Consider the following 23,215-nt stretch of genomic DNA (forward strand, 5'->3'; position numbering starts at 1 on the left):
TTGCCTCTTGTCATTAGTATAGCATTTCATCCCACAAAGTCCCAGATCGAATCCGCATCATGGAAACCTTTGACATACAGATCCTTGATTGCTGCTTTGTCCTTGGTCAGTGTCTTCATCTGACCAATGGAATCCGGTGCCACGATCAGTACTTTGCCTTCCTTTTCCAACGCAAAGCATTCCTGCAGCTTCTTCTGATACAAAGGAATCCGGTTTCTCATGTTTTCTGCTGCCACCGGATACTTATGTTCCAGCAGCTTTGCAAGCCGCAGATCACTCTCATTGGAACGCACTTCATCCCGCGGTCTGGTCAGAATCACCACAATTTTGTCACAGCCTGCTTCAAAGCAGTGTTCATAAGGAATCGGATCACTCAGTGCTCCATCAAACAGCAGATGGTCACGGTATGGATACGGCTGATCTGCCACCGGCACACAGCAGGATCCCTTCAGGAAACCAAGATCATTGCGCTGATAATCCTTTTTGGCATAATACATGGGTTTCCCGGTCAGAGCATCCGTTGCCACAACCGCAAAATCTGCCGGATTATTCATGATGCCATCATAGTCAATCGGATACTCACCGCCATCATCTGACAGCGTTCCATAAATATAATCCAGGCCCAGATAATCCTTTGTCTTGAGAAAATTAGCCAGGCTCATGTATTCCTTCCGGAATGTGTATTCTGTATAGAAGGTATAGTTTCTGCCCATCTGGCCGGCAAGATAGCTCAATATATTTGCACTTCCCGCCGATACACCGGCACCATAATCAAAGTGAACCCCTTTGCGCAGACAGGCATCCAGCACACCGGCACCATAAGAACCGCGCAGGCCGCCGCCAACATCAATCACACCAATCATGACAATCTCCTTTTGTTCACAAAATTATCGCAACTGACATGCACTTTCAACAACAAACAGCCAATTGTGTCATCACTGATGTGATCTGCGGTATGAAGATCTCTGTGATTTCAGCACAGTGACATCAGAAAGAAGTCAGCACTGCAGATCAGCATCCTTACCACCAGATGATTGCGATACCGGAATACCTGTTATCCCGCAGCTTTCTGCAGGCTGCCACAGCCGCAAGTGCGAAAAAGGCATAAAAAAATGCCGCATCTTCGGCATGAACTTTCCACATCACAGCCCTTTCAGCAATCCGGGCGGCTGGCTTCTCCCCTTCGCATATCAATCGTTTGTATCTCACGAAAGATGTTTCTCTTTCGGCACGAATTAGTATACGCAGATACTCCTCAACGCATTAGAACATTATAACCGGAAAAGTTGTAAAATATTGTCAGATTCGGGGGAGGAAAAATGAGTGAAATCAATGATGCACTGCTGCCGGCAGTGATGATGATCCATCATGTCAAGCCGGAAGACAGTACTGACTGGACGTGGCACGAAGAAATGGAAGTTGGCATGGTATTGGAGGGGACCATGACGCTTCATGTGGAAGATCATACCATACATCTTATGCCGGGGGATGGTTACTTTATCAACAGTCAGGCGCGCCACCGCTTTATCAATCAAGGCAGCACATTTACGCTGCTGTACAATATCCGCTTTGCACCAAGACTGGTCGGCGGATCGCGTGACAGCATTTACTGGCTCAATTACATCAATCCGATTGTGCATAACCGCAATTATGCCTTTGAGCATCTGCGCCATGATCAGGACGCTGACAAGGAAAGCATCACGCACATGGAAGCTGCCTTTGCCATCATGCAGTACCGCACAACCGGCTTTGAATTCCTGCTGCGCAATGAGCTTTCTTTCATCATACTTGACCTGTACGGCCGCCAGAACGTCGTTCATACAGGCCTGAGTCAGAAGGATATGCGCAATGAACTGCGCATCCGGCAGATGCTGGACTGCATTGAAAACAACTATACCCGTCAATTATCAGTTGCCCAGATTGCCGCAGCAGCAGATATCAGTGTCTCGGAATGTATCCGCTGCTTCAAGGCAACCATCCACACTACGCCTGTGCAGTATCTGCTGCAGTACCGCCTGCTGAAGGCTTGTGAGCTGCTGAAGCAGACAGATATGAATATTACAGATATTGGTACATCCTGCGGCTTCTCGGAAATGAGCTACTTTACCAAGTGCTTCCGCCGTCAGTACCATGCCACTCCATCCCAGTGGCGTAAAAATGCACTGGCAGCCAGAAAAGAATGAGATAGAATACATACAAAGATCGGAGAACATGCATGTACCAGAAAAAGAAACTATATACCCATGATGGCATTTTTCATGCGGATGATGTCTTTGCGGCGGCTTTGATTTCCCTGATGTGCCAGGAGATTGAAGTCACCCGCGGACCGGATACGAAGATTCCTGAAAACAAGGATGGCTGGATCATCTTTGATATCGGTGAAGGAGAACTGGACCACCATTCCCCCGAAAACAAGGAAGCCAACGGCACCCATCCCGGCACGGACATTCCTTATGCGGCATGCGGCCTTGTCTGGAGGAAATATTACCGTGAAATTCTGGAAGCGCAGAACTGCCCTGAGGAATACTATGACCAGGTCTATGAGCGCCTGGAAAGCTCCCTGATCATGGGTATTGATGCGGCTGACAATGGCTATAATCCGCTCAAGGGAGCCCTGGAGAAGATGCCGAACATTCCGGAAGACCAGCAGAAAGAACTGCTCAGTGTCCAGGGAACCGGCTTTACCATCACCCAGATGATCAAGGACTTCAATCCAGCCTGGAACTCTGACTATGACTACTACAGTGCCTTCATGGATGCCCTGAGCTTTGCCAAGGATATCCTGCTCAACCGTCTGGATTCCATCATCAGTTCTCTGGATGGAAAAGATTACGTCCTGCAGTGCATTTCCTACTCTGCCAACCACATCATGATCATGAACCAGTTTGCACCATGGGAAGGCATCCTGACCAGGATGAAGAATGACCCTAAGGCAAAAGACATCTGGTATGTCGTCTATCCTGCCCTGCGCGGGGGCTGGAATGTGCAGTGTGCTCTCAATAACATCGATGACCGCAAGAGCTACCGCCATCCTCTGCCGAAAGAATGGTACGGCCTGCGCTATGAAGAACTGCAGAAAGTATCCGGTGTGGAAACTGCACAGTTCTGTCATGTCTCAGGCTTCCTGGCAGGATGTGAAACCGAAGCAGATGCTCTGCAGATGGCAGCCATCGCCTGCAGTCACTGATCAAAAGCAAAAAGAACGCCGGCGGCGTTCTTTTCATGTTACTCTACTGCATTTGGATCCATCGCATCCCGCAGGGCATCACCGACAAAGTTGGTGCATACAACCAGGATGACAATCATTAATCCCGGTGGAAGCCATAGCCACGGCATACTTGTCAATACGGTGATGGACTGGGCACCATTGAGCATATTGCCCAATGATGCCTGCGGAGGCTGGATGCCCATGCCAAGGAAGGACAGCGATGCTTCATCCAGGATGGAGATCGCCATGACGCCTGTGCCGAAGATCAGAATCGGTGCAAAGCAGTTAGGCAGGATTTCCGAAAACAGAATATAGGATTTCGGCATGCCGGCAATCTCAGAGCTGTGCACAAAGTCTTTCTCACGTAAAGAGAGCACTTCGCCGCGCACCAGTCTGGCTACCCCCGGCCAGTCGATCAGTCCCAGGATGATGATGATCATCCACATGCCCGGCTTGAAGATGACGCCGGCAACCAGGATTAACATGATGTAGGGAAATGACATGATCATGTCGGTAATCCTCATGATCATCATATCCACTGCACCGCCAAAGTAACCTGCCAGCAAGCCCAGCACGGTACCGATGGAGGTTGCCAGCAATGTACTCAATACACCAACCGTCAAAGAGACTCTGGTGCCATACAGCAGCCGGGAGAAGACATCTCTGCCCATCTGGTCAGTACCCAGCCAGTATTCACCGGTCGGCGCACTGGAGAAAGCAGGGTTGATGGCATTGGGATCATGACGGGCAAGCACTGGTGCCAGAATGGCAGTCAGAATGATGATGCCAAGGATGATCAAAGAGACAACACCGGCTTTATGCCGCTTGAAGCGGCGCCACACACTGTGGGCAAAACTCTCGTGCATGTCAGTCCTCCTTTCCCAGCTTGACCGTTGGATCTACTACCGCATAGAGAATATCGGTCAGAATGTTGGCAGCCAGCACAACCACTGCCGATAAAAGACAGGTTGCCATGATGACCGGATAGTCTCTTTGCAAAATGGCATTCATTGTCATCAGGCCAAGACCTGGCCAGGAGAAGATCTGCTCAATGATGATGGAGCCGCCAAATAATCCTGGAATCTCCATGCCAAACACGGTCACAATCGGAATCAATGCATTGCGCAGTGCATGCTTGTAAATCAGAATTCTTCTGCCGACGCCCTTTCCTTTCACGGTGCGCAGATAGTCCTGGTTCAATATTTCCAGCATGGCAGAACGGATGTAGCGGATATCATTGCCTGCCTGGCCAAGTGCTAAGACAAGTGCCGGCAGAATCAGATAACGCAGCTGCACGCCATTGCCGGGGTCAGACAGATTGCGCATTCCGGAGCTTGGCAGGATGCCCAGCTTGACACAGAACAGATCAATCAGCAGCAGTGCCATGAAGAATCCCGGCACCGACTGGCCCAGAAATGCCAGTGAAACGATGGAATAGTCACGCTTTGTATGGGCATGAACCGCACTATAGATGCCAAAGATGATCGAAATCGTCATGGAAATCAGCAAGGCGGTTCCCATCAGGATCAGGGTTGGCCCAAGGTGTGAAAGCATCATGGAACTAACGGACTGATAAGATTTGTAGGAATAGCCGAAGTTGCCGGTCAGGATCTGCCTGATCCAGATGAAGTACTGCTGCCATGCCGGCTTGTCCAGGCCAAGCTGGGCAGCACGGATCGCCAGGGCTTCTTTGGATACTTTTGGTGAGCCGGCCAGAATCTCAATGGGATTTCCGGCCATATTCATCAGGATGAAGTCAATGACCGTAATGCCGATCAGAGTGATCAGGCCATAGAACAGTCTTTTGCCAATGTAGCGGATCATTTCAGCACCCCTTCCACCTTGAAGCAGGCAGCCTGATGGCCATTGCCATAGTCTTTCATTTCCGGCACCTTTTCAAAGCACATCTTCTTTGCAAAAGGACAGCGCGGCGCAAACTTACAGCCGATACCGGCATCCTGCGCCGCATCAACCTCACCTGCCATGATCTTGTCATCTGACATTCTCTGATCCGGATCTGCCACCGGCACCGCATCAATCAGACCGATGGAATATGGATGCAAGGCATGGTGGAACACATCCTGGCTTGTGCCGATCTCGACAATTCTGCCTAAGTACATGACCGCAATCCGGTCCGACACATAATGCACAGCACCAAGGCCGTGGGCAATGAAAAGATAGGAAACACCGGTTTCTTTCTGGATCCGGCGCAATAAATTCAGAATCTGTGCCTGAATGGACACATCCAGTGCCGATACCGGCTCATCGCATACAATCAGCTTTGGCTGCAGAGACAGTGCTCTGGCAATGGAAATACGCTGTCTCTGGCCGCCGGAGAATTCATGGGGATACCGATATGCGGCATCTGCAGGCAGGCCGACCATATCCAGCAGATCCCTGACCTTCTGCTGCACATTGCTCTTATCTGCCAGATGATGGTACAGCATTGGCTTGCTGAGGATATCATAAACGCGCTTGCGGGGATTCAAAGAGGAATAGCTGTCCTGAAAGATCATCTGCAGCTGGGTGCGGATCGGGGCAAGCTGCTTTGCACTCATACTGCCGATATCATGGTCCAGGAAGGTCACCTTGCCGCCATCAGGCTTTTCAATGCCGACAATCATTCTGCCGGCTGTTGACTTGCCGCAGCCAGATTCTCCCACCAGGCCAAGCGTCTCTCCTTTGCCGATTTCAAAGGAAATCTGATCCACGGCCTGAATATATTTCCGGTTCTTTTTCAGCACGGCAGATCCTTCCGCTTCATACCGTTTGGAAAGATTCTCTACCTGCAGTACGGTCTCACTCATCCAGCTCACCTCTTTGTGACCGGATGCACGCTGCCCAGTGTCCCGGTGTCTTCTCAAATAATGACTGCTTTGCCTTGCACGCTTCCGTGGCAAAGGCACATCTTGACGCAAAACGGCATCCCGTCATGCTTGTATAATCCTGCGGCACACTGCCGGGAATGGAATACAGCTGACGATCCTGCTGGTCATGAATATCCGGCACGCTGGCAAGCAGAGCCCGGGTATAGGGATGCTGGGGGTGATGATAGAGCTCACGGACATCCGCAATTTCGACAAACTGGCCGGCATACATGACCATGACCCGGTCCGCATTCTGGGCAATCAGACCCAGATCATGACTGATCAGGATGACAGACATGCCCAGCTTGCTGCGAAGATCACGAATAATCTTCATGATCTGTGCCTGGATGGTCACATCCAGGGCCGTGGTCGGCTCATCCGCAATCAGCAGGCGCGGATGGCAGGAAAGCCCCATGGCAATCATGACTCTCTGCCGCATGCCGCCGGAAAACTCATACGGATAGCTGCGGTACGCATCCGCAGGATCCGGAATGCCGACTTTGTCCAGCCATTCCAGGGCAATCTGCTTTGCCTTCTTCTTGTCAGGCTCTACATGATGTCGGATTGCTTCAGACATCTGTGAACCGATTGTAAACACCGGATCCAGTGAAGCAAGTGCATCCTGATAGATCATGCAGATGTCCTTGCCCCGGATCTGGTCCAGTTCCTTGTCTGACATGGCGAACAGATCCTTGCCATCAAACATTGCTTTGCCTGAGATCACGGATCCATTCTTTGGCAGCAGTCCCATGACCGAAAGGCTGGTCACTGACTTGCCTGAACCGGATTCTCCGGCGATACCGAGAATTTCACCCGGTGCTACATGAAACGAGATATGATCCGTGACAATACGGTCGCCGAAATCACTGCGAAACCGCACCTGCAGATCTGACACATCCAGCAGACTATCCATAAGTCTCTCCTGTTCTAATAAGGCAAATGCGCCGGGGAAGTTCCCCAGCGCAGCATTGCCATATGTTATTGCGCAATCTCCCAGTCCTGGATATTGTTGAAGGCACCAAAGAAGGTCGGTGAGGCATTCTTGATGCGATTGTTCACACTGCCCGAATTGGACATGAAGTACAGCGAGAACAGCGGCACTTCCTGTTCCAGAATTTCATCCAGCTGCAGATAGATGCTTGTCAGCTCAGCAGTATCTGTTGTTTCCTGGGTCTTTGCAAAGAGCGCATCCACTTCATCATTCTTCCATCCGCCGGTCCAGCTGTCATCCGCATCAACCAGATACGTGCCATCGGCGTAGTAGTCTGACGGTGTGATTGTATACTGAACGGAGAAGATATCAAAGGAATTGCTCGCCGCAGTTGACATCAATGTCGAGAAATCAACGGTATTGATGTTAATGGTGACGCCAACCTGAGCCAGTTCTTCCTTGATGACCTGAACAGCACGGGTCATGGATGTATCAGAACTGGATACGTACCACTCAAGAGACTTACTGCTGTCCCAGCCGGCTTCTTCCAGAAGCTTCTTGGCATTGTCAGGATCATACGGAATGGTTGGCTTGGAAGCATCATAATACGGTGAATGAGAACCAACGAATCCATCGACGATCTCACCCTTGCCGCCCAGAATCTGATCCAGGATCGTATTGCGGTCAATAGCCTCTACAATAGCCAGACGGACTTTGGCATCCGGTACATTCTTGGTATTGAAGAATGTCATCTCATCCGTGATCGGATCAGAATACGTTGTTGTCACATTGCTCAGACCTTCCAGTGTCTTGCGGTCTTCCACCGGCATATTGGAGAAAGCAGGATGTGTCATATCAATCTCACCAGACTGCAGGCCAGCCAGCAGAGAAGAAGAATCCTCAATGCGGATATTCATCTTGGCAATCTTCGGTGCACCGGCAAAGTAATTCTCATTTGCCTCGTAAGTAACATAGTGGGCAAAGTCTTCACTGGTTGCCTTGTAAGGACCGGACACAACCGTCGGTGCATTGAACCAGTCACTTGTCAGCAGTTCATCATCCGGTGTATCTTCCAGTGCATGCTTGGGCAGAATCAGCAGCCATGTACCGATGTTATTCAGGAATGTATTCAGGCCCATCTGACTCTTCATGACAATATCGAGATTCTTGTCATCTGTCTTGACCAGGCCTTCCAGAGAATCTGCACCCTCCGGGGACAGGTTGTCATCAGAAATACCCTTGACATTGGCAAAGCTGATATACGGATTGGCAACCGCCGGTGCTGTCATCTTCAGAATCGTCCAGATCACATCATCAGCAGTGATATCCTGGCCGTCAGACCACTTGGCATCATCCTTGATATGAATGTGGAATGTAAGATTGTCATCCGTGGTAATCGGATCTGCAATCATGCCGTACTGCTGATAATCCTTGTCCAGTGAGATCAGCGGCAGGAATTCAAAGCTTGTCGCATAATAGTTCACAAAGGTCATATCCATGTTCAGTGGATTCAATGTGCTCAGGGTATCGGTAACACCAATGTTTACCGTGTCTGATGCAGCAGCAGAGGCAGTTGCCTGAGTGGAAGCACTCTGGCCGCAGGCAGCCAGTGACAGCGACAACACTGCTGCCAGGGCACCTGTGACAACTTTCTTAAAACCTTTCATCTTTTTTTCTCCTGTATGTTTTATATTTTGTTACGCATCACGATTGAACACAAGCGCGATGCGCTCATCCATCTTTCCAAATGACCACCATTCGGTGTCATTGCGATCCATATAATCTGCTTTGACCTCCACATTGTAAGAATGCGGATGATCATACGTCCATGTCACACCTTCATGATGATACGGCTTCTCTGGGATATACGGGTCAAACAGACGCACTGTATCATCCTTTTCCCCCGTCATCAGCACATAGTGAGCCACGTCAACCATGACCTTGGCAACTACAGCACCGCCATTGTGCAAGGCATTCTGGATCAAAGCATTGTGCGTATTGACATCTGTATCCAGGACCACATCCACATGGTAAGGAAGATGATCCTTTTTGGCAATGTCATTGAACTTGCCGGCAAAAGTCATCATTGCATCATCTGAAGTACCATGTACGGAAACCGGTTCCCTGGTACCGTGGGCATGATAGCCATCCAGGCAGATGTTCATGATGGCACAAAGCACTTCCTGCGGCATCTTTTCACGCTCCATCAGGAAAGCCATTGCATTGCGCAAAGATGTCGGACCGCAGTCATATTCACTGATCTGATACTGTAACGGCAGCTTCATCTTTCTCATCCTCCTCCATCGTCATCAGATTCATCACAATACGCGCCACCTGAACCATATCAGAAATGCGCGTATATTCATGCACGGTATGACAGTTGTACATCGCACTGGCAATCACAATTCCCCTTCCCCCATGCTGGGCAAACTGGTTATTGTCACTGCCGCCGAAACTCCCGCTCAATACAGGCTTGATGCCTGCTTTTTCACAGGCTGCTTCATACCGTTTCACAACTGGTTCTTTCTCATCGATACAATACTCATGCAGAGCGATCTCATAGTCTACAGATGCCTTTGCCCCGATCTTTTCAGCACTTTCAGCCGCATTGTCCTGAATCTTCTGCAGCAATGACAGTGCCTTTTCATGATTACGGCTGCGCAGCTCACCTTTCATCACCACATGATCAGGCACTGCATTGACAGCTGTACCGCCGCTGATCATGCCGATATTCAGCACCGTAACCGGATCCGCCCGGCCAATCGGCAGTGAATGAATCAATTCAGCCGATGCCGTCAGAGCATTGATGCCCTTTTCCGGATTGAAGCCGGCATGCGCGCTGCGGCCCCTGATATCCACTGTAAAGGAAATCAGCGTCGGCTCCCACAAAGAAGCTGTACCAACCGGTGCTTCCAGGTCCAGTGTATAAGCCTGTCTGGCCTTCAAAAGGGAGAAATCAAACTTCCGTGATCCCTTGTCAAAGGCTTCTTCACCAAAGGTGATCAGAAATTCAATGGTCCTGTGAGCTGTATGACTTTCCTGGATACATCGGATGGCCTCGACGATCTCAGCCAGACCGCTTTGATCATCGGCCCCAAGCACCGTATTGCCGGCACTTGTGATCGTGCCGTCTTCATGCAGTACTGCATGGCGTCCATACGCAGGCTCCACCGTATCCAGATGGCCCATGAACAGAATGGGCTCACCCGGCAGAGTGCCCTGCCAGCAGCCATACAGATTGCCCGTCTGAGAACCATAATACTTGTTGGCATCATCCTCATGGAGCACAATGCCAAGATCCTGAAATACCTGCTTCACATAGGCAGCCATCTCACCTTCATGAAAGCTTGGCGAATCAATCTTTGTAAATGCCAGAAACTGATCTGTCAGACGATTTGCATCCGGTAATGTCATACCACTCTCCCCTTTCTTTCCCTTAAATATAAAAAGGCGGAAGCCTGCGCTTCCGCCTGAAATCTCCGTATCGTACGAATATCAGCCAAAAACCACGCAGAATCTTAGCGCGTCAGTTTTCATATTCATACAGCATGTACAGAGTCTGTTCGTTTTCATTTCGCTATTATTTTACTGGATTCGACTTCCATGTCAATGAAAAAGATACATGCATAAAAGAATCTTTTTGCATCAGTTGTCAGAGAGCGAGTAAGAATTTTTCATGCCGTTGCTTGCCGCATACAGTACCTTGTCCAGCACAGCATCGGTTTCCTTCTTTGCCATTGCCGCAATCTCTTCATTGGCCTTCTCATTCAGCTTCGCAGCCTCACCAGGATCCGAAACATCCTGATGCAGCCCGTCATACTGCTTGATCAGCTGGTGGCCAAGCGAGAGCACCTTCTCCTGATAACGCTCCACATGTACAAAGGCAGTATGGTAGCTGGCATCACACAATGCTGCGATCAGACGGTTGGACCAGTAGAAGTTGTCCGTGCTGACTGTCTTTGTCGTATTGGCAAAGTAATCCGGTGTTGTCTCCACATTGCCATAGAACGGCACAATGGCATTGAAGGCATTGGAACCTTCCGCAATCCACTCAATGCTCTGGTATTCCGCAGGCATGTATCCACGAATCTGGAACAGGCCTAAAAAGTCATTGCGGTTGATGCCGATCGAGCGGTACGCACCCATGCGGGTACGATCCATATGGCTGCCATACGGATCATATTCCGTATTCTGATAGTGACCGGACAGCACATATTTCACATCTTCCACCGTAACTTTTCTTTCCGGTACTAAAGACCACGGCAGATCATCGCTGGTCGGGCCAAAGTCTGCATCTTCTCCATCCCAGCGGTATGTATGCGGATTTAAAAAGCGTTCCATCCACCATGCCCTCGGCGTATTGTACACATGATCCGCATCACTGTGGGAACCAAAGGAAGCACGCGGATCAAAATTGCCATCCAGGCTGAGATCCAGGAAATTATCCTGCACAAAGTTCTGCAGATCCGCACTGCACATATAGTCCTTCTGCGCACCATAGGCATCCGCAAAGTCAAAGGCATCAATGCCAAACTGATTCGGCATGACAACATAGCATTCATCCGGCACCCTTCTGGCAATCCAGTGATGGCCGCCAATCGTTTCCAGCCACCAGATCTCATCATGATCGCTGAAGGCAATGCCATTGCTTTCATAGGTGCCATATTTTTCCAACAGGCTGCCAAGACGTCTGACACCTTCACGGGCAGAATGAATATAAGGCAGCGTTAACACAACAAGGTCCTCTTCCCCAATGCCGCCGGCAGTTTCCTTGCCGTCTGTCTTCTGCAGCGTAACCAGCGGATCAGCACCTAATACACGCTCATTGGACGTGATGGTCTCGGTGGCAGTCATGGCTACATTCACCTCATTGACACCGGCTGCTGCCCAGATGCCGCTGCCATCCACCGCATTGGGCATCGCCGTATAGCGCATCGGATCATCCGGCAGATCAATCTCGACATGAGAGATCACCGAACGGTAATGACGCGGCTGTTCCTGCGGATGCACAACCACAAACTTCTTCGGCATGAAGACACCGGAAGGTGAATCATCATTGCGGGCAATCATAGTTGACCCGTCATATGTTGCTTTTTTTCCAACTAACAATGTTGTACAAGGCATTATTGTATTCCTCCTGAAAACAATGCAATTGTATCACGCACGCTGCTGTCCAAGGCCGTTTTTGCGCATCATAACATACATCACGGTCATGATGGCAAGCGTCACAATCCAGCTCATCGGATACGCCCGCAGCAGAACATCAAATCTCTGATGACTCTGGAAATACGTATAGATCCAGGTAATACGCACCCCGCATACACCAACCAGCGTGACAATCGCCGGTTTCATCGATTCACCATATCCACGCATCGCCCCTGAAATCACATCAATTGCCCCATTGAGAATCTCATAGGGCAGAATTCCTTTCAGACGCATCATCCCATACCCAATCACCGAAGGATCCGGATTAAAGATATGCAGCAGCGGCCTTCCCACCGCCACCAGCAGCATCGATACAGAACCCCCGATCACAACACTCTCCAGAAGCGACCACTTCAGAGATTCACGGCAGCGCTTCACATCGCCGGCACCATAATTCTGTCCCACAAAAGTCGTGCATGCCTGGGCAAAACTGTCAACCAGATAGAAGCCGATGACTTCCAGATTGCCAGAAGCGCTTGAGCCTGCCACAACGTCGGTGCCAAGTGAATTGATGCCGGACTGAATAATGATGTTGGAGACGGAAAAGACCATGCCCTGAATGCCGGCAGGCAGGCCGATGCGGACCATTTCACGGATGATACTTCCATTGATATGGAAACGGCTGCGGGAAATGGTCACCGGCAGTCTGCCCCTGCACAGGCAGACAAACAGAACGGCAGAAGAAATCACATTGGAAATAACCGTTGCCGTTGCCACACCGTCAACCGTCATATGAACCACCAGGACAAAGAAGAGATTCAGGAAGACATTGACAATGCCCGAGGCAATCAGGGCATACAGAGGGGTTCTGGTATCCCCCTGGGACTGAAAGATGGCAGACTCGAAGTTGTACAGAAGAATAACCGGCATGCCAATCAGATAGACACGCAGATACAATACCGCCATGGAAAGAACATCTGACGGAACAGACATGGCACGCAGAATCATGCGGGCAAAGGCCTCCCCGAAGATGGTCACAATGACGCCGCTGATCAAGGCGACCAGAATTGCTGTATGCACGCTGTTCACTACCTGTTCCCGGTTCTTCTGACCGGTAAAGCGGGATATGACAACATTGGCACCAAGGGCAAGCCCCATGAACAGTGTAATCATGATATTGATTACCGCCCCGTTGGCACCTACCGCCGCCATCGCTTCCTTGCCTACAAACTGTCCCACCACAGCCACATCTGCTGCATTGAACAGCTGCTGCAGAATGCCATTGAAAGCCAGCGGCATCGCCAGCAGCAGTATCTGCACCTTCAGATTCCCCTGTGTCAGATCATTCTTTTTCATTTTGTGCACCCCTCTCCTCTTAAAAAAAAGCACGTTAAGTATATACCCGAAACATGTCAGCCGGCCGGATCTGCATGATTGTTTCCAAAAGCTTTCTTAAGAACAAACCGGCTGTGAACATGCTACACTATGGAACGCAACAGGAGGTTTTGGGTATGCTGCAGATCAGAAATGTCAAAAAGGAATACAGAACCGGGGATCTGGTTCAGAAAGCACTGGATGGGGTCAGCGTCAATCTGCGCGACAATGAGTTTGTCGCGATTCTTGGCCCTTCCGGATCCGGAAAGACAACCCTGCTCAATGTCATCGGCGGCTTAGACCGCTATGACAGCGGCGAACTCATCATCAACGGCCTGACAACCCGTAAATATAAAGATAAGGATTGGGACTATTATCGCAACCACATGATCGGCTTTGTCTTCCAGAGCTATAATCTCATTCCCCATCAGACCATTCTTGCCAATGTCGAGCTTGCCCTGACAATTTCCGGCATTTCCGGCAAAGAACGCCATGACCGGGCAGTCAAAGCATTGGAAAAAGTGGGTCTCGGAAACCAGATCCACAAGAAGCCCGCCCAATTGTCAGGCGGCCAGATGCAGCGCGTCGCCATTGCCAGAGCCCTGGTCAATGATCCACAGATCGTCCTGGCAGATGAACCTACCGGCGCCCTTGATTCCGAAACAAGCATTCAGGTCATGGAACTGCTCAAGGAAGTTGCCAGGGACAGACTGGTTGTCATGGTCACCCATAATCCCGATCTTGCCCATCAGTATGCCACCAGAATCATTACCATCAAAGACGGTCATCTGATCAAGGATACCAATCCATATATCATCGAGAATGAACAGGCCATTGTTAAAAAGACCGGCAAGTCTTCCATGAACTTTCTGACCGCCCTGCAGCTGTCCTTCCAGAACCTGCGCACCAAGAAAGCCAGGACCCTGCTGGTCTCCATTGCCGGTTCCATCGGCATCATCGGCATTGCCCTGATCATGTCCATCTCCAATGGCGTCCAGATCTACATCCGCAGAACAGAACGCGAAACTATGAGTGAATATCCCCTGCAGATCAATGAGCTTGGCATGGATATGGATGCCATGATCAACGGTGCCAGGAGTGATTCCGAAAGTCAGATGAGTGCCACTGCCGATCCCGATGCCACTGGCGCACAGGTAAAAAACACACTGGCAAGGCAGAGCCAGGAAACATCTGACAATGACCTGTCTTCATTGAAGACGTATCTGGAAAGCAATGAAACGATCCAGGATCATGCCAGAGCGATTGAATACAAATATGGCATCACCCCGAGAATCTATCTTGTCCAGAATGACAAGGACTATCTGGTCAGTGCAAATGCTTCTTCCAGCATGATGATGAGCTTCTCGGGCAGCAGTTCTGATTTTTACCAACTGCCAGCGGCCTCAGATCTTTACAGTGACCAGTACAATCTGGAAACAGGCCATTGGCCAGCCAATGCCAATGAAGCAATACTGGTATTGAACAATGATGGCTCCATCAACGATACACTGCTGTATGAGCTTGGCATCAAGGATTACAGCGAGTATGAAAAGATCCAGCAGGATCAGGAAAACAACAAGGCTGTTTCAATAACAGAAGATAACAACATTTACAGCTATGACAAATTCATTGGCTGCAGCTTCAAAGTTATCTCACCAAGTGATCTGTATCAGTACAACGCAGAAAACAATGTCTATGTCGACAACAGCTCTGATGAAGAGACATTGAAAAATGCAGTAAACAATGGCATTGATCTCACTATCGTTGGTGTGGCAGTGCCTAAGAGTGATGTCAAAGTCACAAGCCTTTCCACCGGTGTCGGCTATACCAATGATCTGACCCAGGAAGTCATCAAACGGGCATCACAGTCTGATGCCGTCAAGGCACAGCTTGCCAATCCCAGCATCAATATCTTCACCAACAAGTCGTTCAATGATGAAAAAAACAGTGACTTCTCTCTGGAAAATCTGATCTCAGTAGATACCGATGCATTGACCAATGCCTTCAGTATCAATCCTGATAACCTGCAGCTTGACTTTGATCCAGGCCAGCTGAATTTCGATAACATTGATCTTTCAAATCTGATTGACACCAATGCACTGCAGAAAGCCACCCCGCAGTTTACAACAGATCAGCTCAACAACATCCTGAAAAAAGCCAATCTGACCATCACCCAGGATAATCTGAAAACATTATTCACAGATCTCTACCAAAGCTATACAAGCCAGAATCCCGATACACTTTCAGGTTTTACCTCTTCCTTCTCCAGCTGGATCCAGTCGGATGAAGGAAAAGAGGCATTCAAACAGGCTGTGGCGGCGATCATTCAGAAAGATGCCAGCGGCACCTTACAGCCGGATAACCTGCAGAAAGTCATCACAAGCATCATGGAAGGCTTCCCGAAGTATGTGATCAAAAACAACCTGGCTGACAAAACATTTGCAGAGCAGTTAGAAGCATACCTCTCTGATGACAGCACCAGAAAGACCATGCAGGATGAAGGAACAAAGATGAAGGATGCCATCAGTAATCTTGATCTGAGTGATGATGATATCAAAAACATCATCTCAGCCTTCACCAACAGCTACAACGACTACGCTAAGAAAACTGAAGGTGCTGTATCAACAGATGATGTGATCAGCTCCTTCCAGACCTGGATGAGCTCAGAACTGGCATCAGATGTCCTGAAGAAAGACATTAACAAGTTCATCGATCTGGATGCTCTGCAGAATGCCTTTGTGCAGGAATTCAATGATTCCATGAGCAATTACAGCAATACCATTGCAGATCAGATCCAGAATGCAATGACAAATGTCATGAGCCAGGTTATGACACAACTGTCAGATACCATGTCCAGCAGCATGACAAGCCTGATGTCACAGATGTCCAACATGTTCAATATTGACACGAATGCGTTTGCCAACATGATCCATATCAACACAAGTGCATCCAGCCTGCAGTCAATGCTGTCAAGCATGCTGTCCACAACAAAGACAACCGCACAATCCAACCTTGCAACATTGGGATATGCAGATCTCAACAAGCCAACGGAAATTGATATCTATCCCAATGACTTTGATGCCAAGACCACAATCAAGAATGTCCTGAATGACTACAACCAGCAAATGAAAGACAGCGGCCAGAATGACAAAGTCATCATCTACACAGACCTTGTCGCCACCATGATGAAATCCGTCACCGACATCATCAACACAATATCCCTTGTCCTGATTGCCTTTGTAGCCATCTCCCTGATCGTATCCTCTATCATGATCGGTGTTATCACCTACATCTCCGTACTGGAAAGACGAAAAGAGATTGGCATTCTCAGAGCACTCGGTGCCAGCAAACATAACATTACCGAAGTCTTCAACGCAGAAACATTCATCACAGGAGCATTAGCCGGCATCATCGGCATCACTGCTGCCCTGCTCATCCTGATCCCAGGCAACAAAATCATCCACCATGTTCTCTCCACCACAGAAATCAACGCCTCCCTGCCAATTACAGCAGCCATCGGCCTCATCGCACTATCCATCCTGTTAACACTTCTCGCAGGACTGCTGCCATCACGCAAAGCCGCAAAGAGCGACCCCGTAGCAGCACTGAGATCTGAATAACCCACATAAAAGGGACTGATTTCCACAAGGACTGAAGTGAACCCCCTAGGTTGTTGTCCAACTTAGGGGGTTCACTTCAATCATTCCACACAGTCAAATTCTTTTCAGTCGGTATGGATAATGGAATAACATACATTCAATTTTTTGATTTTGTAAAAAACAGCACTTCATTTTGAGAAATTGACAGACTGCCTATAATAATAAAGGTTACTGAAAAGGAGTGAGTTACATGAGCAAAGTAGATATTATTTCCGGCTTTCTCGGCGCCGGCAAAACAACTCTGATACAGAAATTATTAAAGGAATCTCTGCAGGGACAGAAAGTCGTCCTTGTCGAGAATGAGTTTGGTGAGATCGGTATCGATGGCGGGTTCCTCAAGGAGGCCGGCATCATTATCAATGAAGTCAACGGCGGCTGTATCTGCTGCACCCTGCAGGGTGATTTCCAGCAGGCACTGAAGAAGGTTCTGCAGCAGTACAATCCGGACCGCATCATCATTGAGCCGTCTGGTGTCGGCAAGCTGTCTGACATCCTGCACATTGTCAACAGCGTTGAAGGCCTGGAAGTCAACAGCCGCAGCACCGTCGTGGATGCCAAGCGCTGTGCCATCTACCACAAGAACTTCCGTGAGTTCTTCGATGATCAGATTGCCTCTGCTGCCTGCATCATCCTGTCCCGCACCCAGCTTTGCAATGATGACACTGTCCAGAAGGATCTCGATATCATTCATGAACTGAATGACAAGGCCAGAGTCATCACAACGCCATGGGATGAGCTGTCCGGCAATGCGATTCTGGAAGCGATGGAAGGCTCTGCCAGCGCCATTCCTTCCGTACTTGCGGATGATGATGACGATGACGACGATGATGATGACCATGATCACGAGCATGATCATGAACACGAGCATGAACATGACGAGCACCATCATGAAGATGATGAAAGAAGAGCAGCTGCCAATGCCGGCTTAAGTGCAGGCAATGTCATCCATCTGGGTGAGGAAGAACATGGTGAGCATCACCATCACCATCATCACCACCATGGCGGGCATGATGCGGATGAAGTGTTTGATTCCATCGGCATTGAAACCATCAACCATTACAGCAAAGAAGACATTGAGAGTGCCCTGCAGGGTCTTGGCGACAATATCGTGCGGGCCAAAGGTATTGTCCCGGACAAGGACGGCGGCTGGCTGTTCTTCGACTATGTGCCGGGTGATACAGATATCCGCAAGGGTTCTCCTGCCTATACTGGCCTGATCACTGTCATTGGTGAAAAGGTTGATGTCGAGCTGATGAAGAAGTTGTTTGGAGTGAAGTAATGGCTGTTCCCGTCTATCTTTTTACAGGCTTCCTGGATGCCGGCAAGACAACCCTCATCAAGGACTGCATGAACGATACCGGCTTCATGGAAGGCATTGAAAGAACACTGCTGTTATGCTTTGAGCAGGGCGAGGTATCCTATGATGAAGCCTTCTGTAATGCTCACCATCTGTTTGTGGAATACTATGAGGACGCTTCTGTACTGACACCGGAGAAGATTCATGAACTGGATGTCATCTACCACCCTTCCCAGGTATTCATCGAATGGAACGGCACGATGCCCGTACCGGAATCCTTCCTTAACGGCCTTGGTGATTCCTGGCCGCTGGTTCAGGTATTGACACCGGTAGATGCCACAACCTTTGAACTGTACATCAACGCCATGCGCTCCATGCTGTTTGAGCAGCTGCGCTATTCTGATACAGTCATCGTCAACAGATGCACTGAAGATACCAATGCCCGCATGATCCGCGGCAACATCAAAGCCATTAACAGAAGAGCACAGATCTTCTGGGAAGGCCCGTTTGGTGCCCAGGTGAATCTCAAGCAGGGACTTCTTCCCTTTGATCTCAATGCCCCGGTCATCGACGTTGCAGATGATGACTATGGCATCTGGTACATGGACTGTGTCGAGAATCCGGACAAGTACGCCGGCAAGAAGATCATTCTGCGCGGCTATTATGCTGAGAATATTCCCGGCTATAAGCAGACATTCATTCTTGGCAGAAGAGCCATGGTCTGCTGTGCCCAGGATACAAGCCTCTGCGGCATTACCGTCACGGGCGTCAAGATCTGGGAAATGAAGAAAGGCGACTGGATTGAGGTCGAAGGCACACTGAAGCCTATTGAGGGTGACAATGGCATGAAGACTGTTGTCCTGTATGCGGATCTTGTGCGCCGCTATCATAAGCCGGAACAGGAATACGTTACGTTCAGTTAAGCAAACAGGAGCTGGAAAACCAGCCCCTGTTTTTTTAGCGCATCCACTCCTTGTAGCGGATGCGCCAGGCATCCTTCTTTGCCTTTTCAATGACTGTCTCTGCCGCATCCTTTGAGCCATACAAACGGCTCTGGCGCAGACAGACACCGCCATTGCTGTCCGCAAAGCGGATCACATAGAAACCATCCCGGTAATGCAATACCTCTGCCTGCCGCAGATACAGCTTTGACTGAATAATAAATACCGTCTGTCCCTTTGCATACTTCTGCTGCCAGTATCCTGTCTCTGTCATCTCTGCCCTCTTTCTGACTAAAGCGTAAAGCCAGAAAGAAAAGCTGCTGTGCCTGTTCAGGTACAGCAGTCAAAAAGACAAAAGAAAAAAACTATGTCAGTCCATCGTCAGCGGCGGGCAACATAGTCAGAGAAAGAATGATTCAGAAGATCAAAGACCATCCGGCGGTAGGAAGATACACTGGCCCCGGTAGAGTCAAAGACAAACTGGCGGATGATGAACGCAAAGCCCTCAGCATAATACCGTGCCAGAATCTCATTGCTGTAGGCAGGCAGATAATCCATTTTCCGGTTTTCATCAAAAAACTGTATGATTGCATCGCTCAGATTGGAGCGGATCATATCCTCAAAGCTGTTCTGCCCTGTCACATTGTAGGCAGCACGGTAAAACTCTCTGTTCTTTTCGATGTTGTTAAAAGCAGAATTGATGAACAGGTCAAAATTACCTGTCACCATTGCCTGCTTGTCTCCCAGCAGATCTGTATGCACAATCCAGTTCAGACAGTCATATTTATCATCAAAATAGTTATAAAACGTTGCCCGGATGACCCCTGTTTCATCACAGATCTGCTTGATTGTAATCTTCTCAAACAGCTTTCTGGTCATCAGAACCCGCAGGTTCTCTGACAGGGACGTCTTCATAATCCCTCTGCGATACTCCATCCATTACCTCATGATTACGTAGTTTGCAAGAATCCAGATGCTGAAGAAGATCATCAGCGTTCCTCCGGAAATTCCCACCGGCTTCTGGTAGCTTGCCCCTAGATTATATCCGATCGTCAAGGCAATGAAAACCGTCAGAAAACTGATCACCAGAACACTGATCATAGCATAGCTCAGATACAGCCCCATAAAGGAAAAACCAGCCATCAGAACCATCGTATCAATATTGGTAAATGCACTCAGGCGTGCCATCTTCTTTCCATTGAAATCCGGATCCAGCTTTTCTACATAGCCGCTGCCATGCACGCTCTTGAAGATCACCGTCAAACCAAGGAAAAAGATGATCAGGCTCGCAGTTGCCATTTCAGCTGGTGCATTCATGATGTTCTTGAACATGGCGGCCAGAATATAGCCGACAAAGACTGCACATGCCCCTACGCCTGCATAAATCAGTGCATACCATGCCCGCTTGCCAAGGGAACAGTCACGCAGTGTGGCTCCTGTCTGCATCATAGCAATAAACCCATCCAAGGAAAGTCCAATTAATATTAACAAAGCTTTCGTCATGACCAGCAAGCCTCCTGTCATCGCTCATTAAGACAAGTGACATTGTATATGCCTGCAAATGTAAAGTGGCTATACAATCAGGTTTGATTGTTCATGATTTTGCCAAGGCAAAAAAAAAGGAGCCTGCTGGCACAAGCTCACAGTTTTCAAAGGGAGGGAAAGAAATCTAATTATCATTTTGTGATTACGCTTATAGTTTACGCATCAATGATGAAAGAATGATGCGTATATTGTGAAAGTTTTGTGAAATGTCATCTGACAATGATGCCAAGCAGACGGGCACAGGCAGCCGCCTGTTCCTGGCTCATGATCGCACCGCGCAGACATTCCGTATTCACGCTGAAGCCATCGATGGTGTCATCCGTAAAGTCAATGTCTTTCAAAGGCATCTGCAGAAACTCTGCGCCGGAAAGATCACACCTGGTGAAATGCAGATGATTCTGGCTGCCAAGTGAAAAAGCGCTGTCCTTCATCATACACGCAGAAAAGCGCACCCATTTCAGCTTACTGCCACAGAAGTTGCCATAGCCAAGATGACAGTCCGCAAACAGAACATCCTGAAAGATACTGTTGGAAAAGTCGGTGCCGGTCAGCCGGCAGTTTGAAAGGCAGCATCTGCGCAGCACTGTTTCCTGAAAGCTGGCATTGGAGAAATCACAATGCATAAATATACAGTCCACAAACATGGCACTGCGCATGGACGGCGTGATTGTCACATGATCAAAAACACACTGGTAAAAGGCATGGCCTTCATGTTCCAGAACAAAGGCAGTATGTGCAAACGTTCCTGCATCAGTGCGGCTGCCCTCAATCTCTGTTTCTTTCATCAACTGACATTCTGCATCAAACACCGGCTGATCAACATCTGTTTTCTTCATATGTCCCATAATAGCAAAAACAGCGGCTCATCACCGCTGTTTGTAAAGATTCTTGTAAAAAGCTTAATTCCAGAAAGCGAACATCAGACCATTGCCATTGCATGTCTGTGTCACGAGGGAATAGCCGGAATGTACCAGACAGTTGGTGCCATCATCAGATACCCAGCTCGTATTGCCGGATTCATACTTGACAGCCTGGCATGTCAGATAGCTCACAGAACCATCCGCATGTGTCCACTTCATGACAGAGCCAACGGAGAATACTGCTTTGAATCCCTGGCTGGCATGATCCGCGATGTAGCCGTAGCTGGCATCATATGCAGCTGAATCAGCCGCATTGATCACCGACTGGATATTCCCAAACAAGCTTGCACTGTACAGCTTTGCACCATATCCGTTGCAGTCGATTCTGCCGGCTGTGCCAAGGGCATTTCTGGCTGCTTCCTCAGCGGCCTGACGGGCAGCTTCTTCTGCCGCCTGTCTCGCCGCAGCTTCGGCTGCTTCTCTTGCGGCCTGTTCAGCAGCCTGCTGCGCTGCCTGCTGAGCACTTGCCTGGGCTGCAGACTGTGCACTTGCTGCAGCAGAGGAAACATCTGATGTGCTGGCACTGTTTGCCATTGCTGTTGTCACAGCTGACTGTACTTTATCAGCTGTATCCTGATCATCACTCACCGTCACGATGAAGAATGTTTCTGCTTCATTACCGCTGCTGTCTGTAGCCTTGACATTAATGGAATAGACACCATCCGTATTTGGATCCACACTGCCATCCAGCGTATACGTGACATTCTGATCTACATTGTCTGTGACTGAGGCAATGTTGGAAGCCGGATCATAATCCGTTCCCTTCACCAGGCCGACTGCATCCTGATTCAATGTAATGACCGGAGCCTCATCATCCTCAACGGTAAACACCTTTGAGAATGTTCTTGTATCCTGCTGACCATACTGATCTGTGACAGTCAGTGTATATGTCACTGTTGTAGAGCCAAGCTTGGAAAGATCAATGCTGTCCGTATCCGCTGTCAATGTGTAATCATAATCTGTATTGACATAGGAAATGGCATCCATCGGATCCAAACTGCCCTGCCCATACGAATAGGTATCTGCACTGTCTGTGTCAAACACCACATCCGCATTTTCATGCATATCTGCCAGCGATACTTTCTTCAGATGATTCTGATTCATCCGATAACCGCCGGTAACAGCCGCTGTCAATGCAACAGCACCAATTCCAATCTTTCTGATATCCATATCTGTACCCTCCTACTTTCCGCACCTTTATACTAGCTTTCATATTATTACTTTTTTGAGTATTATATCGTATATTATTATTCGTAGTGAGTATTATGATCGCATACTCACTATTTCTGTACAATATGTCTGTATATATTCCTGATACCGCTTCCATA

The 23,215-nt window shown here is 49.0% G+C and carries 20 protein-coding genes; 5 read left to right on the plus strand and 15 right to left on the minus strand.

Annotation, left to right across the window (positions count from 1 at the left end; all coding sequences use genetic code 11):
• Positions 1–26 precede the first annotated feature (26 nt).
• The gene (locus tag MOZ60_RS05510; protein ID WP_370595931.1) at positions 27–863 is read right to left on the minus strand and encodes a patatin-like phospholipase family protein; all 837 of its coding nucleotides are present in this window, start codon (positions 861–863) and stop codon (positions 27–29) included.
• 456 nt (positions 864–1,319) lie between these two features.
• On the opposite strand from MOZ60_RS05510, the gene MOZ60_RS05515 reads away from it, so the two are divergent.
• The gene (locus MOZ60_RS05515; protein ID WP_370595932.1) at positions 1,320–2,183 is read left to right on the plus strand and encodes an AraC family transcriptional regulator; all 864 of its coding nucleotides are present in this window, start codon (positions 1,320–1,322) and stop codon (positions 2,181–2,183) included.
• A 32-nt stretch (positions 2,184–2,215) separates the two neighbouring features.
• Complete coding sequence (locus MOZ60_RS05520; RefSeq protein WP_277645391.1) at positions 2,216–3,187, plus strand: MYG1 family protein; 972 nt, start codon at positions 2,216–2,218, stop codon at positions 3,185–3,187.
• 38 nt (positions 3,188–3,225) lie between these two features.
• Here MOZ60_RS05520 and MOZ60_RS05525 read toward each other — a convergent pair whose 3' ends face one another.
• The 9 genes from MOZ60_RS05525 to MOZ60_RS05565 all read right to left on the minus strand — a co-directional run bounded on the left by MOZ60_RS05525 (position 3,226) and on the right by MOZ60_RS05565 (position 13,507).
• Positions 3,226–4,074 (minus strand): ABC transporter permease, encoded by an 849-nt coding sequence (locus MOZ60_RS05525; RefSeq protein WP_370595933.1) that lies wholly within the window; start codon positions 4,072–4,074, stop codon positions 3,226–3,228.
• Between the two features lies 1 nt (position 4,075).
• The gene (locus MOZ60_RS05530) at positions 4,076–5,032 is read right to left on the minus strand and encodes an ABC transporter permease (RefSeq protein WP_108775044.1); all 957 of its coding nucleotides are present in this window, start codon (positions 5,030–5,032) and stop codon (positions 4,076–4,078) included.
• Complete coding sequence (locus tag MOZ60_RS05535; RefSeq protein WP_277634830.1) at positions 5,029–6,015, minus strand: ABC transporter ATP-binding protein; 987 nt, start codon at positions 6,013–6,015, stop codon at positions 5,029–5,031. Before MOZ60_RS05535 ends, MOZ60_RS05530 begins: the two co-directional genes overlap by 4 nt.
• Positions 6,008–6,988, minus strand: coding sequence for an ABC transporter ATP-binding protein (locus MOZ60_RS05540; protein WP_108775046.1), 981 nt, complete (start codon positions 6,986–6,988; stop codon positions 6,008–6,010). The genes MOZ60_RS05535 and MOZ60_RS05540 overlap by 8 nt, the downstream gene beginning before the upstream one ends.
• 65 nt (positions 6,989–7,053) lie before the next feature.
• The gene (locus MOZ60_RS05545) at positions 7,054–8,673 is read right to left on the minus strand and encodes an ABC transporter substrate-binding protein (protein WP_277009216.1); all 1,620 of its coding nucleotides are present in this window, start codon (positions 8,671–8,673) and stop codon (positions 7,054–7,056) included.
• Between the two features lie 30 nt (positions 8,674–8,703).
• A complete protein-coding gene (locus MOZ60_RS05550) occupies positions 8,704–9,291 on the minus strand; it encodes a C39 family peptidase (RefSeq protein WP_277009217.1) in 588 nt (195 codons plus the stop codon).
• Entirely contained in the window at positions 9,260–10,420 is a 1,161-nt protein-coding gene (locus MOZ60_RS05555) for a M20/M25/M40 family metallo-hydrolase (RefSeq protein ID WP_370595934.1), read from the minus strand. The genes MOZ60_RS05550 and MOZ60_RS05555 overlap by 32 nt, the downstream gene beginning before the upstream one ends.
• Positions 10,421–10,651: 231 nt before the next feature.
• Positions 10,652–12,130, minus strand: coding sequence for a C69 family dipeptidase (locus tag MOZ60_RS05560; RefSeq protein ID WP_370595935.1), 1,479 nt, complete (start codon positions 12,128–12,130; stop codon positions 10,652–10,654).
• A 33-nt stretch (positions 12,131–12,163) separates the two neighbouring features.
• Complete coding sequence (locus tag MOZ60_RS05565) at positions 12,164–13,507, minus strand: MATE family efflux transporter (RefSeq protein ID WP_370595936.1); 1,344 nt, start codon at positions 13,505–13,507, stop codon at positions 12,164–12,166.
• A gap of 155 nt (positions 13,508–13,662) precedes the next feature.
• Between MOZ60_RS05565 and MOZ60_RS05570 the strand changes: the two genes are divergently transcribed.
• The 3 genes from MOZ60_RS05570 to MOZ60_RS05580 all read left to right on the plus strand — a co-directional run bounded on the left by MOZ60_RS05570 (position 13,663) and on the right by MOZ60_RS05580 (position 19,404).
• A complete protein-coding gene (locus MOZ60_RS05570) occupies positions 13,663–17,145 on the plus strand; it encodes an ABC transporter ATP-binding protein/permease (protein WP_370595937.1) in 3,483 nt (1,160 codons plus the stop codon).
• A gap of 229 nt (positions 17,146–17,374) precedes the next feature.
• Complete coding sequence (locus tag MOZ60_RS05575; protein ID WP_370595938.1) at positions 17,375–18,463, plus strand: GTP-binding protein; 1,089 nt, start codon at positions 17,375–17,377, stop codon at positions 18,461–18,463.
• Positions 18,463–19,404, plus strand: coding sequence for a TIGR03943 family putative permease subunit (locus tag MOZ60_RS05580; RefSeq protein WP_108775055.1), 942 nt, complete (start codon positions 18,463–18,465; stop codon positions 19,402–19,404). The genes MOZ60_RS05575 and MOZ60_RS05580 overlap by 1 nt, the downstream gene beginning before the upstream one ends.
• Before the next feature lie 34 nt (positions 19,405–19,438).
• Here the strand turns inward: MOZ60_RS05580 and MOZ60_RS05585 are convergent, their stop codons facing one another.
• The 5 genes from MOZ60_RS05585 to MOZ60_RS05605 form a co-directional block, all read right to left on the minus strand.
• The gene (locus MOZ60_RS05585; protein WP_370595939.1) at positions 19,439–19,696 is read right to left on the minus strand and encodes a hypothetical protein; all 258 of its coding nucleotides are present in this window, start codon (positions 19,694–19,696) and stop codon (positions 19,439–19,441) included.
• A 107-nt stretch (positions 19,697–19,803) separates the two neighbouring features.
• On the minus strand, positions 19,804–20,358 hold the full coding sequence (locus MOZ60_RS05590) for a TetR/AcrR family transcriptional regulator C-terminal domain-containing protein (protein WP_277008642.1): 555 nt from the start codon (positions 20,356–20,358) through the stop codon (positions 19,804–19,806).
• A gap of 3 nt (positions 20,359–20,361) precedes the next feature.
• Positions 20,362–20,871, minus strand: a complete 510-nt coding sequence (locus tag MOZ60_RS05595; protein ID WP_277008640.1) for a manganese efflux pump — start codon at positions 20,869–20,871, stop codon at positions 20,362–20,364.
• Positions 20,872–21,176: 305 nt separating this feature from the next.
• Positions 21,177–21,803 carry a pentapeptide repeat-containing protein gene (locus MOZ60_RS05600; protein ID WP_370595940.1) on the minus strand — a complete coding sequence of 209 codons (627 nt, stop codon included), beginning with the start codon at positions 21,801–21,803 and terminating at the stop codon, positions 21,177–21,179.
• 63 nt (positions 21,804–21,866) lie between these two features.
• Positions 21,867–23,057, minus strand: a complete 1,191-nt coding sequence (locus MOZ60_RS05605; RefSeq protein WP_370595941.1) for a hypothetical protein — start codon at positions 23,055–23,057, stop codon at positions 21,867–21,869.
• Between the last annotated feature and the right edge of the window lie 158 nt (positions 23,058–23,215).

Source organism: Grylomicrobium aquisgranense (assembly GCF_033971865.1).
GTDB lineage: Bacteria > Bacillota_I > Bacilli_A > Erysipelotrichales > Erysipelotrichaceae > Bulleidia > Bulleidia massiliensis.

What these genes read in the sequence shown, in the direction of transcription:
- MOZ60_RS05540 (WP_108775046.1), bottom strand. Translation starts at nt 6,988, where the DNA reads ATGGATAGTCTGCTGGATGTGTCAGATCTGCAGGTGCGGTTTCGCAGT.
- MOZ60_RS05535 (WP_277634830.1), bottom strand. Translation starts at nt 6,015, where the DNA reads ATGAGTGAGACCGTACTGCAGGTAGAGAATCTTTCCAAACGGTATGAA.
- MOZ60_RS05595 (WP_277008640.1), bottom strand. Translation starts at nt 20,871, where the DNA reads ATGATGCAGACAGGAGCCACACTGCGTGACTGTTCCCTTGGCAAGCGG.
- MOZ60_RS05545 (WP_277009216.1), bottom strand. Translation starts at nt 8,673, where the DNA reads ATGAAAGGTTTTAAGAAAGTTGTCACAGGTGCCCTGGCAGCAGTGTTG.
- MOZ60_RS05525 (WP_370595933.1), bottom strand. Translation starts at nt 4,074, where the DNA reads ATGCACGAGAGTTTTGCCCACAGTGTGTGGCGCCGCTTCAAGCGGCAT.
- MOZ60_RS05590 (WP_277008642.1), bottom strand. Translation starts at nt 20,358, where the DNA reads ATGGAGTATCGCAGAGGGATTATGAAGACGTCCCTGTCAGAGAACCTG.
- MOZ60_RS05565 (WP_370595936.1), bottom strand. Translation starts at nt 13,507, where the DNA reads ATGAAAAAGAATGATCTGACACAGGGGAATCTGAAGGTGCAGATACTG.
- MOZ60_RS05555 (WP_370595934.1), bottom strand. Translation starts at nt 10,420, where the DNA reads ATGACATTACCGGATGCAAATCGTCTGACAGATCAGTTTCTGGCATTT.
- MOZ60_RS05575 (WP_370595938.1), top strand. Translation starts at nt 17,375, where the DNA reads ATGAGCAAAGTAGATATTATTTCCGGCTTTCTCGGCGCCGGCAAAACA.
- MOZ60_RS05550 (WP_277009217.1), bottom strand. Translation starts at nt 9,291, where the DNA reads ATGAAGCTGCCGTTACAGTATCAGATCAGTGAATATGACTGCGGTCCG.
- MOZ60_RS05520 (WP_277645391.1), top strand. Translation starts at nt 2,216, where the DNA reads ATGTACCAGAAAAAGAAACTATATACCCATGATGGCATTTTTCATGCG.
- MOZ60_RS05530 (WP_108775044.1), bottom strand. Translation starts at nt 5,032, where the DNA reads ATGATCCGCTACATTGGCAAAAGACTGTTCTATGGCCTGATCACTCTG.
- MOZ60_RS05580 (WP_108775055.1), top strand. Translation starts at nt 18,463, where the DNA reads ATGGCTGTTCCCGTCTATCTTTTTACAGGCTTCCTGGATGCCGGCAAG.
- MOZ60_RS05600 (WP_370595940.1), bottom strand. Translation starts at nt 21,803, where the DNA reads ATGAAGAAAACAGATGTTGATCAGCCGGTGTTTGATGCAGAATGTCAG.
- MOZ60_RS05585 (WP_370595939.1), bottom strand. Translation starts at nt 19,696, where the DNA reads ATGACAGAGACAGGATACTGGCAGCAGAAGTATGCAAAGGGACAGACG.
- MOZ60_RS05560 (WP_370595935.1), bottom strand. Translation starts at nt 12,130, where the DNA reads ATGCCTTGTACAACATTGTTAGTTGGAAAAAAAGCAACATATGACGGG.
- MOZ60_RS05515 (WP_370595932.1), top strand. Translation starts at nt 1,320, where the DNA reads ATGAGTGAAATCAATGATGCACTGCTGCCGGCAGTGATGATGATCCAT.
- MOZ60_RS05510 (WP_370595931.1), bottom strand. Translation starts at nt 863, where the DNA reads ATGATTGGTGTGATTGATGTTGGCGGCGGCCTGCGCGGTTCTTATGGT.
- MOZ60_RS05570 (WP_370595937.1), top strand. Translation starts at nt 13,663, where the DNA reads ATGCTGCAGATCAGAAATGTCAAAAAGGAATACAGAACCGGGGATCTG.
- MOZ60_RS05605 (WP_370595941.1), bottom strand. Translation starts at nt 23,057, where the DNA reads ATGGATATCAGAAAGATTGGAATTGGTGCTGTTGCATTGACAGCGGCT.